This is a genomic window from Polynucleobacter sp. UK-Mo-2m-Kol15 (assembly GCF_018881505.1).
Taxonomy (GTDB): domain Bacteria; phylum Pseudomonadota; class Gammaproteobacteria; order Burkholderiales; family Burkholderiaceae; genus Polynucleobacter.
Window position 1 is genome coordinate 1,574,441 of the sequence record NZ_JACVQC010000001.1, and the last position, 15,613, is coordinate 1,590,053.

General features: G+C 45.8%; 15 protein-coding genes. 5 read left to right on the forward strand and 10 right to left on the reverse strand.

Annotated features, from left to right (window positions below; genetic code table 11):
• The first annotated feature begins 1 nt into the window (after position 1).
• The 4 genes from rnhA (at position 2) to dnaQ (ending at position 5,689) form a co-directional block, all read left to right on the forward strand.
• A complete protein-coding gene (gene rnhA, locus ICN43_RS08160) occupies positions 2–457 on the forward strand; it encodes a ribonuclease HI (RefSeq protein ID WP_370623173.1) in 456 nt (151 codons plus the stop codon).
• Positions 458–570: 113 nt separating this feature from the next.
• Entirely contained in the window at positions 571–1,881 is a 1,311-nt protein-coding gene (locus ICN43_RS08165) for an efflux RND transporter periplasmic adaptor subunit (RefSeq protein WP_216198522.1), read from the forward strand.
• Positions 1,878–4,976 carry an efflux RND transporter permease subunit gene (locus ICN43_RS08170; RefSeq protein WP_216198526.1) on the forward strand — a complete coding sequence of 1,033 codons (3,099 nt, stop codon included), beginning with the start codon at positions 1,878–1,880 and terminating at the stop codon, positions 4,974–4,976. The genes ICN43_RS08165 and ICN43_RS08170 overlap by 4 nt, the downstream gene beginning before the upstream one ends.
• Positions 4,976–5,689 carry a DNA polymerase III subunit epsilon gene (gene dnaQ, locus ICN43_RS08175; protein WP_216198529.1) on the forward strand — a complete coding sequence of 238 codons (714 nt, stop codon included), beginning with the start codon at positions 4,976–4,978 and terminating at the stop codon, positions 5,687–5,689. Before ICN43_RS08170 ends, dnaQ begins: the two co-directional genes overlap by 1 nt.
• Positions 5,690–5,702: 13 nt before the next feature.
• Here the strand turns inward: dnaQ and ICN43_RS08180 are convergent, their stop codons facing one another.
• The 4 genes from ICN43_RS08180 to ICN43_RS08195 are packed head-to-tail and all read right to left on the reverse strand — an operon-like array spanning position 5,703 to position 9,666.
• Positions 5,703–6,794, reverse strand: coding sequence for a tartrate dehydrogenase (locus ICN43_RS08180; protein ID WP_216198531.1), 1,092 nt, complete (start codon positions 6,792–6,794; stop codon positions 5,703–5,705).
• 32 nt (positions 6,795–6,826) lie between these two features.
• On the reverse strand, positions 6,827–7,486 hold the full coding sequence (locus ICN43_RS08185; protein WP_216198534.1) for a SprT family zinc-dependent metalloprotease: 660 nt from the start codon (positions 7,484–7,486) through the stop codon (positions 6,827–6,829).
• Positions 7,487–7,523: 37 nt separating this feature from the next.
• The gene (locus ICN43_RS08190; protein WP_255533472.1) at positions 7,524–8,501 is read right to left on the reverse strand and encodes a tripartite tricarboxylate transporter substrate binding protein; all 978 of its coding nucleotides are present in this window, start codon (positions 8,499–8,501) and stop codon (positions 7,524–7,526) included.
• Between the two features lie 43 nt (positions 8,502–8,544).
• A complete protein-coding gene (locus ICN43_RS08195) occupies positions 8,545–9,666 on the reverse strand; it encodes an NADH:flavin oxidoreductase/NADH oxidase (protein ID WP_216198537.1) in 1,122 nt (373 codons plus the stop codon).
• Between the two features lie 150 nt (positions 9,667–9,816).
• On the opposite strand from ICN43_RS08195, the gene ICN43_RS08200 reads away from it, so the two are divergent.
• Positions 9,817–11,337: a CoA-acylating methylmalonate-semialdehyde dehydrogenase gene (locus ICN43_RS08200; protein ID WP_216198540.1), complete on the forward strand. Its 1,521-nt coding sequence runs from the start codon at positions 9,817–9,819 to the stop codon at positions 11,335–11,337.
• A gap of 92 nt (positions 11,338–11,429) precedes the next feature.
• Here the strand turns inward: ICN43_RS08200 and ICN43_RS08205 are convergent, their stop codons facing one another.
• The 6 genes from ICN43_RS08205 to ICN43_RS08230 form a co-directional block, all read right to left on the reverse strand.
• A complete protein-coding gene (locus tag ICN43_RS08205) occupies positions 11,430–12,095 on the reverse strand; it encodes an amino acid ABC transporter permease (protein WP_216198543.1) in 666 nt (221 codons plus the stop codon).
• Positions 12,095–12,826, reverse strand: coding sequence for an amino acid ABC transporter ATP-binding protein (locus tag ICN43_RS08210; protein ID WP_216198546.1), 732 nt, complete (start codon positions 12,824–12,826; stop codon positions 12,095–12,097). Before ICN43_RS08210 ends, ICN43_RS08205 begins: the two co-directional genes overlap by 1 nt.
• 34 nt (positions 12,827–12,860) lie before the next feature.
• Positions 12,861–13,514: an amino acid ABC transporter permease gene (locus ICN43_RS08215; RefSeq protein WP_216198549.1), complete on the reverse strand. Its 654-nt coding sequence runs from the start codon at positions 13,512–13,514 to the stop codon at positions 12,861–12,863.
• 44 nt (positions 13,515–13,558) lie between these two features.
• A complete protein-coding gene (locus ICN43_RS08220; protein ID WP_216198551.1) occupies positions 13,559–14,311 on the reverse strand; it encodes a transporter substrate-binding domain-containing protein in 753 nt (250 codons plus the stop codon).
• 81 nt (positions 14,312–14,392) lie between these two features.
• A complete protein-coding gene (locus ICN43_RS08225) occupies positions 14,393–14,920 on the reverse strand; it encodes a DUF1178 family protein (protein WP_216198554.1) in 528 nt (175 codons plus the stop codon).
• 60 nt (positions 14,921–14,980) lie between these two features.
• Positions 14,981–15,583 (reverse strand): NUDIX domain-containing protein, encoded by a 603-nt coding sequence (locus tag ICN43_RS08230; RefSeq protein ID WP_216198557.1) that lies wholly within the window; start codon positions 15,581–15,583, stop codon positions 14,981–14,983.
• Between the last annotated feature and the right edge of the window lie 30 nt (positions 15,584–15,613).

The following is a 15,613-nucleotide window of genomic DNA, read 5'->3' on the forward strand; positions in this document are numbered from 1 at the left end:
CATGCCGCACAATAAATCCCTGCCCCATATCATTATCTATACGGATGGTGCCTGCAAAGGTAATCCAGGTCCTGGCGGCTGGGGCGCTGTTCTGCGCTCTGGAGCTCATGAAAAACACCTCCATGGTGGCGCCGAACACACTACCAATAACCGGATGGAAATTAGTGCCGTAATCCATGCGCTCCGAGCCCTCAATCAAACTAGCTCGGTTGAGCTTTGGACTGACTCTCAATATGTCCAAAAAGGGGTAACCGAATGGCTAGAGGGCTGGAAAAAAAGGGGTTGGAAGACTGCCGGTAAAGATCCTGTAAAAAACGCCGATTTATGGCAAGAATTAGACGCCCTCATCCCTGACCATCAGATCTCTTGGCACTGGGTACGCGGACACAACGGCCACCCAGGAAATGAGCTGGCAGATCTCCTCGCAAATAAGGGGGTCGAGGAATTTCTCCCTTAGTTAAAGCAGGCATGCCCAAGCCCAGATTCAGAAGTCTTATGAGAGAATGAACGCATTGAAGGTAGGGGAAAAATTGCCCGCCTAAACCATATAGAACAAAGAAAAACGAGACCGTGTCAAAAATTGAATCTGCACTCGATAAAGTGCTTGCGAAGTTACCAGTCCTGAAAAATTGGGTCATGTCTCAGTTATGCAAGCTTTGGCAAAAACTCTTGCCCTATCTAAATTGGATCAAAAATTTAAATTACGCGACAGTAAAAGAATTTACAGTGAAGTACAAGTGGCGTATTTTGCTTTTGTTGATTGTTTTATATGCTGGATCTAAAGCGTATGACCATTTCTTTCCTGCAATCAAAAAAGCTGGTGGCCCTCAAACCATTACAAGTGTCATAGTCGAAAAGAAGGACATCCCTTTAATTATTGAAGCCACTGGTACGATTATTTCAAATAGTATTGTTGATATACGTCCAATGACCACCAATACAGTAAAAACGATTCATATCAAAGATGGGCAAGAAGTCAAAGAGGGTCAGTTACTATTCACGCTTGATGATCGTAATGACCGGGCTAATTATGAAAAATTAAAAGCATTAGCTGATGATGCACAAAAACAATACCTGCGTGCTAAGGAGCTAGTTGCTAAGAACTTTATTTCTAGAGCCGGCCTAGAAACTTCCCTCGCAAATGCCACGTCAGCTCAGGCGGCGGCCCGCTCCGCTGAAGTCCAACTCTCGTTCGATTCCATTCGCTCTCCTATTGCGGGTCGCGCTGGCATCATTAATGTATTTCCAGGCTCCCTAGTACAAGCTAGCAACGTAGTCACTACCGCTACTAGCTCCACAGCAACTTCTAGCGTTGGTTCTATGGTGACCATTACCCAACTAAACCCGATCAACGTCCAATTTGTAGTACCTGAAAAGGATATTCCATTACTCATGGATGGCAAGCAAGCTGACGCCCCACTCAAGGTAAGGGTAAGCGTTGGAAATGATGGCAAGCCAGCATTCGAGGGTGAAGTGCTTGTGATTGACAACCAGGTAGACCCTAGCATCGCAGCAGTGCGAGTGCGCGCTCAAATTCCAAACGAGAAGATGACTTTATTGCCTGGACAGTTTGCTCGCGTCTCATTAAATGCGAATACCCTCAAAGACGCTATTTCGGTTCCCTCCGAAGCAATCGTGATAGGCCCTAGGGGTCGCGTTGTTTATATCGTTGATAAAGACGACAAAGTCGAGTCTAAGCCCGTTAAAGTCCTTTATGAATATAAAGGCACATCCGTGATTAGCGGAGTTGAATCAGGTTCCCGAGTTGTTGTTGAAGGCAAGCAGAACTTGCGGCCTGGCAGCAAAGTGAAGGAAGCAAAAAAAGCAACTGCTGCATCCGCTCCAGCTAAAGCAGCGGCTCCTGCCCCCGAGAAAAAATGACGCTTTCTGAGTTATGTATTAGACGGCCCGTCATGACGGTGCTGTTATCAATTGCAACGGTGATTGCTGGTACGGTTGCGTACTTTAAGATCCCAGTTGCTGCGCTACCAAGTTTTAATACACCAATTATCTCTGTCAGCGCGAGTTTGCCAGGAGCGGCTCCTGAAAACATGGCATCTTCCGTCGCACTGCCATTAGAAAAAGAGTTCTCAACTATTGATGGCATCAAAATGATTAGCTCAACCAATACCCTTGGTTCAACTAACATCACTTTGGAATTTAATAATGACCGCGACATTGATAAAGCAGCGGTTGACGTGCAAGCGGCTCTATTAAGGGCTCAAAGGCGCCTTCCAATTGAAATGACGGTGCCACCGTCTTACCGTAAGATTAATCCGGCAGACACAGCAGCCCTTGTCATCCGCATCAGCTCACCATCTCTGAGTCTATCCGAGATCAATGCGTATGCAGAAAATCTTTTATCACCATCAATTTCTACCATCACTGGTGTTTCACAAGTGCAAGTTTATGGCGCTAAACGATATGCCGTTCGAGTAAGCGCTAGACCTGATGCCCTTGGCAATCGAAACATCACCATGGAAGAATTGGCACTGGCAATTAATAAGGCTAATACTAATAGTCCGGTCGGCACCTTAGATGGACCGCGGCAACTTATTACTATCTATGCCAATCCACAACTTGTTAAAGCAGAGGAATTCAGGAACCTCATCATTGCTCAGCGCAATGGTCTCCCCATCTACCTCAGAGACGTAGCAGATGTTCAAGAAAGTTTTGAGGATGTGAAGACCTTCGCAAGCTCAGGAGGCGAGCGCTCCATTGCGATTGGCATCATGCGACAGCCAAATGCAAATACGGTAGACGTGGTTGCCGCCGTTAAAAAATTACTGCCCACTTTTAAAGAGCAGATGCCCGCCTCAATGCAACTAACCATAGTTAACGATAGATCACTGTCGATTATTGAGGCCATCCATGACGTCAATATCACGCTGATACTCACTATTCTTTTGGTGATCTTAGTGATCTTTTTATTCCTCAAACGCATTTCAGCCACATTAATTCCATCCGTAAGTCTACCCATCTCACTTATTGGCGCTTTTTTCTTGCTATACCTTTTCGGCTATAGCTTGGATAACATTTCCTTATTAGGCATTACCCTTGCTGTTGGTCTTGTGGTTGACGATGCGATTGTAGTGCTTGAAAATATCATGCGCTATGTTGAGCAAGGAATGGATCCCCTCAAGGCTTCGCTCAAAGGCAGTAAAGAGGTCGGCTTCACCATCATCTCGATCTCAATCTCCTTAGTAGCTGTCTTCATCCCCCTTTTCTTTATGGCGGGTCCGATCGGCCTACTCTTTAGAGAGTTTGCTGTTGTGGTATCGCTTTCCATCCTAGTATCTGCAGTAGTCTCACTCACCATAGTGCCCCTACTTTGCAGTCGCTTTTTGCCTAAACCTGGTGATCATGGAAAAGAATATGCCATCACGAAACAATTTGATCGAATTTTCGATTACACCCTCAAAACCTACATTCACTATTTAGATCTGGCTTTAGCCAATCGGAAAAAAGTATTGTGGGGTGCCTTCTCAACCTTCTTTATTACGATTGCACTTTTTGTGTACAGTCCTAAGGGCTTTTTCCCAGAAGAGGATATTGGGCAAATTACAGCAACAACAGAGGCCTCTGAAGATACCTCCTTTGCAACGATGGTAGAACTTCAAGATCGCGCTGCAGAGATTGTGAGTAAAGATCCTAATGTGGCTAATTCAATCTCTATTCTAGGCGGAGGTCTAAGCGCAGGACGTAACACTGGGCGTTTTTTCATCATCCTTAAACCCAAGGGTGATCGAGAAAAAATGGCTAAGGTCATCGAGGGATTGCGGACTAAGTTTAGAGAGATTCCAGGGCTGCAGGTTTACATGCGCCCCGTTCAAAATTTACAAATTGGTGGGCGTAGCAGTAAGAGTCGTTACCAATTTACTTTACAGAGCGTTGGCTTTGAAGGTGTTAATGAGTGGGCCGATAAAATGACCCAAAAGATGCGAGCTGACCCTATCTTCCGAGATGTGACTAGCGACTCTCAACTCAAGGGGCTTAGCGTCAGAATCGAGATCAATCGTGAGCAGGCGGCAAGCGCCGGCGTCACCATTGCCGATATTCGTAGCGCACTTTATAACTCTTTTGGGGAACGTCAAGTATCTACCATCTATACGCCGGTCAATACCTATTACGTCATTCTAGAAACTGCTCAGAACGATCGTCAATTTGAAACAGATCTAAATAAGGTTTTCGTCAGAGGTCGTGCTACCGATAAACTGATTCCCCTATCTAGCTTAGCTACCTTTGTTCGCTCCATCGGACCTACGGCCGTAAACCATCAAGGGCAAATCCCAGCTGTGACAATTTCATTCAACCTAGCTCCGGACGTATTCCTAGGTGATGCTACCAAGGCAATTGATGGCTTCGTCAAGGATGTTGGCTTGCCACCGTCGATTATTACTAGCTATGGTGGCGATGCCGCAGTATTTAAAGATAACCAGTCCGGTCAAATTATTTTGATCTTGGCGGCTTTGGGCGTTATCTATATTTTGCTCGGTGTACTTTATGAGAGTTATATTCACCCCCTTACCATCTTAGCTGGCCTGCCTTCAGCTGCAATTGGTGCAATCCTCTCTCTTCGCATCTTTGGCTTTGAATTAACTGTTGTTGCATCGATTGGTATATTGCTCCTCATTGGTATTGTGAAAAAGAATGCGATCTTAATGATCGACTTTGCTCTTGATGCACAAAGAAACCAAGGCATGTCACCTGAGAAAGCGATACGTGAGGCCTGCATACTGCGTTTCCGCCCCATTATGATGACAACGATCGCCGCCCTCATGGGCGCACTACCAATTGCGCTGGGTTTAGGTGCCGGTGCAGAGCTACGTCAACCTCTAGGTATTAGCGTAGCGGGTGGATTAATTTTCTCGCAGTTTGTGACCTTAATCATTACCCCCGTCATCTATTTATATTTAGATAAATATGCTGGCAATGGGCCCATGGAAATCCCTGAATCCGTATTAGAGGGCACCTAATGCGTCAAGTTATTCTCGATACCGAAACTACCGGCCTCAATCCCGCTACAGGCGATCGTATTATTGAAATTGGCTGCGTTGAAATGGTGGGTCGCAGATTAACTGATCGCACCTTCCATTACTACATCAACCCTGAGCGCGATATCGATGCCGGCGCTTTTGCTGTGCACGGACTCTCGCGTGAGTTTCTGTCTGATAAACCCGTCTTTGCCAATATTGTTGAAGAGTTGATTGAGTTTGTTGATGGCGCCGAGATTGTGATTCATAACGCAGCATTTGACTTGGGGTTCCTGGATAACGAATTTGCTTTACTCAAGCGCCCTGCTTTTAGAGGTCTCGCATCAAAAGTTACCGATACCTTGTTAGATGCGCGCCAAATGTTTCCAGGTAAGCGAAATTCACTAGATGCACTCTGTGAACGCTTTGCCATTAGCAATCAACATCGCACTTTGCATGGCGCTTTACTAGATGCCCAGCTGCTAGCCGAAGTCTATGTAGCCATGACACGGGGTCAAGAAGACTTGTCCATTGATCTAATTGACTACACCGTAGGAACAGATGCTTCTGGACAAATGAAGGCGCTACCAAGCAAGCTCAAGCTCATGACAGCGAGCGAAGAGGATTGCGTTTTACATGAAAAGATTTTGGGCGAAATCGCAAAGGCTAGCAAAAAGGACCCCGTTTGGAGTCCTTCAGTTACTTCTAGCCACTAGGCTAAATATCAATTTAGATTTGAGCAGCTATCGCTTTACCTAACTCGTCCGTCTTTGCATTGCCGCCCAGGTCTGGTGTTAATGGTGAGGAATTTGGGCCAGCAGCTAGCACTTTCTCAATCGCATTGAATATTGCTTTGCCTGCCTCTGGATAACCTAGGTGATCTAACATCATTGATCCAGACCAGATCTGACCAATCGGATTGGCAATCATCTTTCCGTAGATATCCGGCGCAGATCCATGGACCGGCTCGAATAACGAAGGGAATTTTCCTTCTGGATTAATACTGCCAGATGGTGCTACAGCAATTGTGCCAGTACAGGCTGGACCCAAATCCGACAAGATGTCGCCAAAAAGATTGCTAGCAACTACAACATCAAATCGATCGGGATTCATAACAAAGTGCGCAGCCAGAATATCAATATGATATTTATCCATCCGCACATCACCAAATTGCTTGGCCATCGCTTCTACCCGCTCATCCCAATAAGGCATAGTGATCGCAATACCATTGGACTTCGTAGCGGAGGTCAAATGCTTCTTGGGGCGACTTTGCGCAAGATCAAATGCGTACTGAAGAATGCGGTCAACGCCCTGGCGAGTAAAAATCGATTCTTGGATCACAAACTCACGGTCAGTATCTGGGAACATTTTTCCACCAACACTGGAGTATTCGCCCTCAGTATTTTCACGCACAACAAAAAAATCAATATCCCCTGGCTTGCGATTTGCTAATGGGCATGGCACACCGGGAAGGAGTCGTACTGGTCGCAAATTAACATACTGGTCAAAGCAGCGACGGAATTGAATGAGACTTCCCCACAGAGAAATATGATCCGGAAGAATATTGGGCATACCAACAGCGCCAAAAAATATTGCGTCGTACTGCATTAAGGTATCGAACCAATCATCAGGCATCATCTTGCCATGCTTGAGATAGTAGTCACAGCTTGCAAAATCAAAATGATCAAATTGCATACCAATGCCAAATTTTTTGTTCGCTACCTCAAGCGCACGAACGCCCTCTGGCATGACTTCTTTGCCAATACCATCGCCAGCAATGACAGCAATTTTTGGATTTTGAACTACTTTATTTTTCTTCATTTAAGTGTCTTCCGTTATTAATCATTGTTGGTCTAGCTAATTGCTCGACGAATTTCATCCACCTTGGGTTTGAATCCAGCAACAGATTCAGTATCGTAATCTGTCGTATTTTCAATTGTTTCAATGACCGCTTCCTGCATCCGAATATTATCCTTGGGGCAAATAGGCGCACCATAGGTGGCCCACTTCTTGAGGAGTGTCACCTCATATCCGCATTGGCCGCATTTGGCCTTATTGCGACTTACATTACTTGGTCTTGGTGGAGGGAACACAATTGCTTGATGAGGGTATGGACCAAGCTCCTGACTAATCATCATCAAACGCACCATCAACTCTTCAGTAGCGTGAGCCATTCTGGCAGGACCCTCTAGACCAACGGTCTGGGCAATACCCTTAAAGTCTTCGCCGTGTCCACTGAAGCAATCGTCTACTGCGTGACATAGCTCGTGCACTAAAGTATCTAACAACTGCACTGGATCATCCAACTTCGGCGAAATGAAGATCTCATTGACGCCACCACCAGAACGCTCTCGCGGCCAGCATTGCCCCAGGGTTGTCCTTGGGCTGCTTGAGGCTGGAAAGCCGCAAGATACCCTTACTGGCGGGATTGCATATCCTGCTTTTGAAAATACTGGCTCTAAGTGTCTTACGGCATCTTCTAGCCAAGATTCTCTTACGGAATGTTGCTTCATCTACGTTTTAATCACTCATTCAGGGGGTGTTCGGAATTTAATCTAACTTGATATTGGCGGATTTGATCGCTTTATCCCAGTAAGGCAATTCTTTTTTGAGTAATGCGTCCATCTGTGTAGGTGTTAGGTAGCGTAACTCAACACCAGCAGTATCAGCACGCTCTTTCACCTCAGGCAAAGCAAGACTCTTCTTAACAGAGTCAGTTAACTTAGCAACTACTGGCGCTGGCGTGCCTGCAGGGGCATATAAGGCAACCCAAGACTCCAACTGGAAGGAAGGTAAACCCGCCTCTGCAGTGGTTGGTACATTAGGCATTCCAGGATGACGATTACTTCCAGTAACAGCCAGGCCCTTGAGTTTGCCGCTTTGAACATGCTGCATTACTGAGGGTGGCGTCGTAATAAATACCTGTACCTGACCAGCCAGCACATCCTGGATAGCAGGCCCTGAACCTTTATAAGGAACATGAACAATATCCACACCAGTATTTTGCTTAAAGATTTCAGTTCCAATGTGTGATATCGAGCCATTGCCTTGGGAGGCATAGTTCAACTTTCCAGGATTGGCTTTGGCATAAGCAATAAATTCTTTTAAGTTATTCACGGGCGCTGATGGATGCACTGCAATCACATTGGTAGAAACGGTAAGGAGACCAATCGGCGAAAAATCTTTAATAGGATCCCATGGCAACTTATCCATTAAGGAGGGATTACCGACGTGATACCCCGAATAAGAAATGAGCAAGGTATAACCATCTGGCTTTGCCTTGGCAACATATTGATAGGCAGTGTTTCCGCTGGCACCAGGTTTGTTGTCAACAATCACGGGCTGACCAATTACTCGAGCTAGGGGCTCACTGAGTAAACGTGCGGATGTGTCAACCAGACCTCCGGGTGGATTAGGAACAATTAAAGTAATGGGTTTATCTGGAAAAGACTGGGCATGACTAACGCTAGACCCAAAAATAATAGTAATGACAGCCAAAGAATGGCAAATAAGTTTGATTGATTTCATCTTGATCTCCAATAACTCAATTTTATATGTTGCTCGATAAACCTTAGCGTTGCCCTACTTTGACATCACCAAATATCGCTTGGGCATCACGCGGTAAACAGCGCCAATAACGCTCATTTGAGGACACTGTGCCACCTAAAGCCTTGGCTGCCTCCCAAGCCCATCTTGGCTTGTATAAAAATGCGCGAGCCAGCGCAATTAAATCTGCATCCCCATCCTGCAAAATCTCTTCAGCCTGGTGGGGATCTGTAATTAAACCAACTGTCATGGTAGGTAAGCCTGATCGGTCTTTTACGATCTTGGCAAATGGCACCTGATACTTTGGTCCTATGGCAATCTTCTGTAATGGTGAAATACCACCTGATGAGATATGAACAAAATCACATCCCAGGGGTTTCAGACGAGATGCAAAGTCAGCAGCCTCTTCAGGAGTCCAGCCACCCTCAATCCAATCGCTTGCAGAGATCCGAATACCCAATACTCCCTGATATGCCTTGCGGACTGCGGCAAATAATTCCAAGGGGAAGCGGATACGATTTTCATATGAGCCGCCATATTGATCGGTGCGTTTGTTAGCAATCGGTGATAAGAATTGATGCAAAAGATATCCATGAGCTCCGTGCAATTCAATGCCATCTAGGCCAATCCGCTCAGAGCGCTGTGCTGCAATAACAAATGCTTCAATCAGTTCAGTCAACTCGGTTTTGGAAAGCTCATGAGGCAAACGCTCATCCTTTAACTGCGGAATAGGTGAGGGAGCAAGAGTATCCCAACCACCCTGCTCTTTTGAAAGCAGTTGACCACCTTCCCAAGGAGTTGCACTAGATGCCTTTCGGCCCGCATGTGCCAGCTGGATAAAAATAGGTGTTGGCGGCGCTAGCTTGCGAGCTCTGTCAAGCTTGTCCTTGAGAGCAGCTTCGGTACGGTCATCCCATAAACCTAAACAAGCTGGCGTAATGCGCCCCTCAGGCGTCACGCCAGTAGCCTCAATAATGAATAGGCCTGCCCCACTGTTAAGCAGATTGCCCCAGTGCATTAAATGCCAGTCCTGAGCCTCTCCATTGACGGCAGAATACTGACACATTGGAGCCACGATGATGCGATTGGGGAGGATTAAATCCCCCTTAGGCGAGGTTAATGTAAAGCTCGAAAATAGAAGACTCATATGTATACCCAGGACCTCAAAATACCTAAAAGTAGTGAAAGCGATAAAATAGACTGTGTAGGATAAACGAGAGCATAAACTTGTGCTATTTCCTGGGAATACCAGTTTGTTAAACCTAATATTTGCAAATAATAATTAAAGTAAAATACGATGAGCGCACTACAAGCCTTTGAATCAAAAGAAGATATTGGCCACTTTGTTGGCGGGCAAGTCCTTAACCCCAAAAACGGTCGATTTGCCGATGTCTTTAATCCATCCACAGGTGTTGTCGCAAGACGTGTAGCCTTAGCTAGTCGCAAAGAGGTTGATGAGGCTGTAGCAAATGCTCAAGTCGCATTTCAGACCTGGAGTCAGACCTCGCCATTGCGCCGCGCGCGCATCATGTTCAAATATCTTGAACTACTCAATGCCAACCGCGATGCATTAGCCGCCATCATTACTGCCGAGCACGGCAAAGTATTTACAGATGCCCAAGGTGAAGTCACTCGAGGAATTGAGATCGTGGAATTTGCTACCGGCATTCCAGAGCTCCTCAAGGGCGATTACACCGAGCAAGTATCTACCGATATTGATAACTGGGTTATGCGCCAGCCATTGGGCGTGGTTGCTGGTATCACACCATTTAACTTCCCCGTTATGGTTCCAATGTGGATGTTCCCAGTAGCTATTGCCTGTGGCAACACCTTCGTTCTGAAACCTAGCCCAACAGATCCATCAGCCTCCTTATTAATGGCTAAGCTCTTAAAAGAAGCTGGTTTGCCTGATGGCGTATTCAACGTAGTTCAAGGCGACAAAGAAGCTGTGGATGCCTTAATTGAGAATCCAGATGTCAAAGCTGTTAGTTTTGTAGGATCAACTCCGATTGCTAATTACATTTATGAGCGTTGTGCACACTTTGGCAAGCGCTCCCAAGCTTTAGGCGGCGCTAAGAACCATATGGTAGTCATGCCAGATGCAGATATCGATAAAACGATTGATGCTTTGATTGGTGCGGCTTATGGCTCCGCCGGTGAGCGTTGCATGGCAATCTCGGTAGCCGTTTTGGTTGGCGATGTTGCAGACAGAATCATGCCAAAACTGATTGAGCGCACCAAGGCCCTGAAAGTAAAGAATGGTATGGAGCTTGACGCTGAAATGGGTCCAATCGTTACGAAGGCTGCTTTAGAGCGTATTACTGGCTACATCGAGAGTGGTATTGCGTCAGGTGCTAAGTTATTGGTGGATGGTCGCGGCTTAAAGGTTCCAGGTCATGACAATGGATTCTTTATTGGCGGCTCCCTCTTTGATAACGTCACCCCAGACATGAAGATTTATTTAGAAGAAATCTTTGGGCCCGTTTTGTCTTGCTTGCGTGTAGCAAACTTCACAGAGGCACTTAACCTAGTGAACTCCTGTGAATTCGGCAACGGTGTAGCTTGCTTTACGAGTGATGGCAATATTGCCCGTGAGTTTGCACGTCGCGTTCAGGTGGGCATGGTGGGTATCAATGTACCCATTCCAGTTCCAATGGCATGGCATGGTTTCGGTGGCTGGAAGAAGTCTCTCTTTGGTGATATGCATGCCTACGGCAAAGAAGGGGTTCGCTTTTATACCAAGCAAAAAAGTGTGATGCAGCGCTGGCCAGAGAGCATCGATAAGGGCGCAGAGTTTGTAATGCCAACGTCGAAGTAATTAATGATTCGCGGTTTGTAAAAAATCCGTAAACAAAAATGGCGTCTCAGGGGGCGCTATTTTTTATCGTTACTTTCCGCCTAATCACAACATCAAGCCGGAATAAAGTAACGCCTCTCAATGGCGCGGGCGAACAACACAATGATTGATACCAGGGCTAGATAGACCAAGGCCGCAAAAAAATAGGCTTTAAAGAATTGGAAATTGCTTGCAGCCAATCCTTGCACTCGAGCAAAGAATTCGGTGTACTGAATTAAAAAGGCAACTGAACTATCTTTGAGATTGGCAATAACTTGATTAGTTAACGCTGGTATGGAAAGGCGGATGACTTGTGGCAATGTAATTAGCTGAAAAATTTGCAAAGGATTAAATCCCTGCGCACTCGCAGCTTCAATCTGACTCTTATCTAAACCATTAAATGCAGTCTTTAAATAAGCTGCGTTGTATGCCGCTACATTGAATGTGAAACCAATAAAAGCAACTGTGAATGGGGAGAGTCGAACCCCCCACTGAGGAAGGCCGTAGTACATCAAAAACAGCAAAACAATTAAAGGCATCCCAATAAAGAAGGAGATATAGGAGTTGATTACACTACAGACATACTTATTTTTGCTGAGCGTGAGATAAAAAACGACAATACCCAAAAGTAATCCTGAAATGCTAATCAAACCTGCCAGCTGCAAGGTCTTCACTAGCCCTGTCAAAATCAAGGGCATCTGCTCCGTGAGATCACGAACAAAGGATGGCCATCCACCCATTAGCGGCTTTCCTCTGCGCCAAAGAAAGCTTTAATTTCTGGATCTGAATGCTGACTCAAGGCGTCAATCCGGTCATCAGCACGGATCACACCACGATCCAAGAACATCACCGTGTCGGCAATATGGCGAGCTAAGTTGAGATCATGTGTAACGCAAATCATAGTGATGCCCTCCTTGTGCAGGCGATTAATCAGGTCGCCCACATCCCTAGACATAATAGGATCAAGGGCTGAAGTAGGCTCATCAAGAACCAGTACCGCTGGATCCATGGCAAGCGCACGCGCAATCGCCACCCGCTGCTTTTGCCCCCCAGAAAGCTGTGAAGGATACTTATCTTGATGCGATGTCATTTCAAAACGAGACAGCTCGAACAAGGCCCTTTCTTTCGCCTCGGCTTTACCCATCTTATGTAGCTTACGCAAGCCCAATGAGACGTTATCTAGTACTGTGAGGTGGCTATATAAAGCGAATTGCTGAAATACAAAACCAATTTGCTTGCGCAACTCCAGCACATCAACATCCGGGCCAAGCACTTCCCTGCCTCTGAAAACAATCGATCCTGAAGTGGGCTCAACCAAGCGATTCAGACAGCGCAATAAAGTCGATTTACCAGAGCCAGAGGCACCCATTAAAACTCGTACATTACCCTCGTTCAAATCGAGATTAATATTCGACAAGACAGTTTGCCCATCAAACTCTTTGACCAGATCCCTTACTTGAATTAATGCCACAGAATTACCTCTTTGAATATTGTCATATTGATACTCATGCTGGACTCATTCCAGGGATTTGAAAACGCTTACTTAGTAATTGAACCCCGACCAAGCAAATTCGGTAAATCACAAAATAGAGGATACCCACCGCTAGATAAACCTCTATCCCGCGTAGCGTTGTTGAAGTCAAGGTCATGGCCTGTTTTGTAATCTCGGGAATTCCAACGGTATAGGCAAATGGCGAGTACTTTAAAACTGAGGTGAATTCATTTACCATGCCCGGAATCGAAAAGCGCAACATTTGCGGCCACTCAATATATCGCAGCACCTGAATTCGGGTCATACCCATCGCTTGGGCAGCAATGATCTCAGCAGGATCTACAGAATTAAACGCACCCCGAAATACCTCTGCTAAATAGGCAGACGCTACTAGACCTAAGCTGAGCGCCATCGCCATTAGTGGAGGAACCTTAAAACCAATACCCGGCAATCCAAAGTACACCATGAAGAGCAGAACTAAGACTGGCACGCCCCTAAATACATAGGTGTAACAATCAATCAATGGAATCAACCAGGGACTATCGAGGCGACGTAGACTTGCCATTAGCAAACCAACTACCAAGCCCGTCAGCGAGCAAACCAGCGTCACTACAACCGTATAAAAAATGCCCTGAGCTAACTGGGCAAGAATATCCAGAAAAGTCACAGGGCAGGCTTTCGACTACTTATTAAGATCTTGATGAGGGGCGATTATTTCATCCACTTATCCAAAATCGCTTTGATTTTTTCTGGGCCAAGTTCATTGAGGTATTTATCAAAGTCATCACGTAGCTTGGAGCCTTTAGCAAAAGCAAAGCCAAGCTTGTCAAAGCCCTTGAATACATAGCTACTCTGAATCGGTAGCTTTAGCTTGTTTTCATAATTGAGAAATACTGGCTCTTCAATAAAGGCTAGATCCAAGTTACCGTTCTGGAGATCGGTAACTACCTCGGTATATGAAGGATAAAGTTTGACCTTGCTTAGTGAGTAATAGCCTTTTGGCTCCAACTCATTCTTAATGAGATCATCGTAAGCCATTCCACGTGGATAGCCAATTGAGTATTTCTTGAGTTGACTTAAATCAGTGATCTGAATATTTTTATTCTTCATACTCACCAAATGCCATGCATTGTCATAGTAAGGCTGAGAAAAATCCATCACCTCCTTACGTTTATCCGTAATTGAGATGCCTGAGAAAGCTACATCAGCCTGACCGCTAGATACGGCGCCTAACATCCCAGCCCAATCATATGGAGTGACCTTAAAAGTGCAACCCCGAGACTGGCAATAGCCCTGAAAAATATCCATATCAACGCCGACAATCTTGCCCTTATCATCAAACAACATTGGAGCAGATGCAGGCGATACAGCCACTTTGATTTCTTTGGTGTCTGAGGACTTGGAGCAAGCCACAATGCTGAGCGCTAAAACAGCCGAAAATAGTGCCAGAAAAAAACGTTTCATGCGTACCTCTCCTATCCTAGTAAGTATTGATACCCAAGCTCTGGGTGCATAGTAAGTATAGGGGAATTAGGGGCGGGCTGGCTACTGCAAGGTATTTTTCAAGGCGGGTAACATCGGCATCGCCATGACTTCTATACCCTCATCTCGTAAAGCCTCAGCCTCATCCAGAGTAGTTTGGCCACGAATACTTCGCTCAGGAGATTCTTTGTAGTGAATTTTGCGGGCCTCTTCGGCGAAAGAGCTACCAACATCCTCAGATCGCCCCATTAGCTCACGCATGCCTTTTAAAAAGGCCGCCTGTACTTGCGCCTCCAACTGCGAATGATCACCACCAGTCAAGGCAACAACATCACCACTTACTCCGCTACTAACGCCAGAATGATCCATTGCAGCAGGGGCGGGAACAGTCATTTCAGTTGAGGTAGAAATAGCCTTGCTAGAGCCCGATTTGGCAATATGCGGAGCCGATGGCATACGAGCAATCTCAGTACTATCGCAAATAGGACATGCCAGCATCCCCTTACTTTGTTGAGCAAGGCAATCTTCCTCAGAGGCAAACCAACCCTCAAAGCGATGATCCAGCGGGCAAGCGAGGTTATAAACTTTCATATGACTTATATAGGGGCAAAAATACCAAATTCAATGCTCTATTTTAATAGGATTATCAAATTAATCAGAGATGGGCTTAGGACTCACTAAACCACGACGATAGCGGTCTAACCAGTAGGTCGCAATCGTCGTTTTCACATCCGTAATCTCACCCTGCTCTACCCACTCCAATAATTGCTCAAGAGGTGCAGCAAAGACATCCAAAAACTCTTCATCATCTAAATGACTTTTGCCGGAGACCAAGCCTTCAGCAAGATAGATATCAATAAATTCCGTCGAATAAGAAATCACTGGATGGATGCGGCGGATAAAGCTCCACTTGCTTGCGGAATATCCCGTCTCCTCTTCCAACTCTCGCTGCGCACAAAGCAATTGATCCTCACCCATTTCTAGCTTACCTGCAGGAATCTCAATACAGGCCTTTGCAATAGGATATCGGTATTGGCGCTCCATTAATATCCTGCCATCATCCAAGATTGCCAAAATAGCCACTGCCCCAGGATGAGTGAGGTACTCACGTACCGCTTGCTTACCATCAGGCAGGCTCACTTGATCGCGCTTCATTTTCAAAAAGATGCCGCCGTAGATATCTTCGCCAGATAAACGCGTTTCTTTCAAATGGGCATCGCCAACAGGAAGATTTTTAAAGGATTTTTCAGTCATTACGCTTCTCTCGTGTATTGAACATCCATC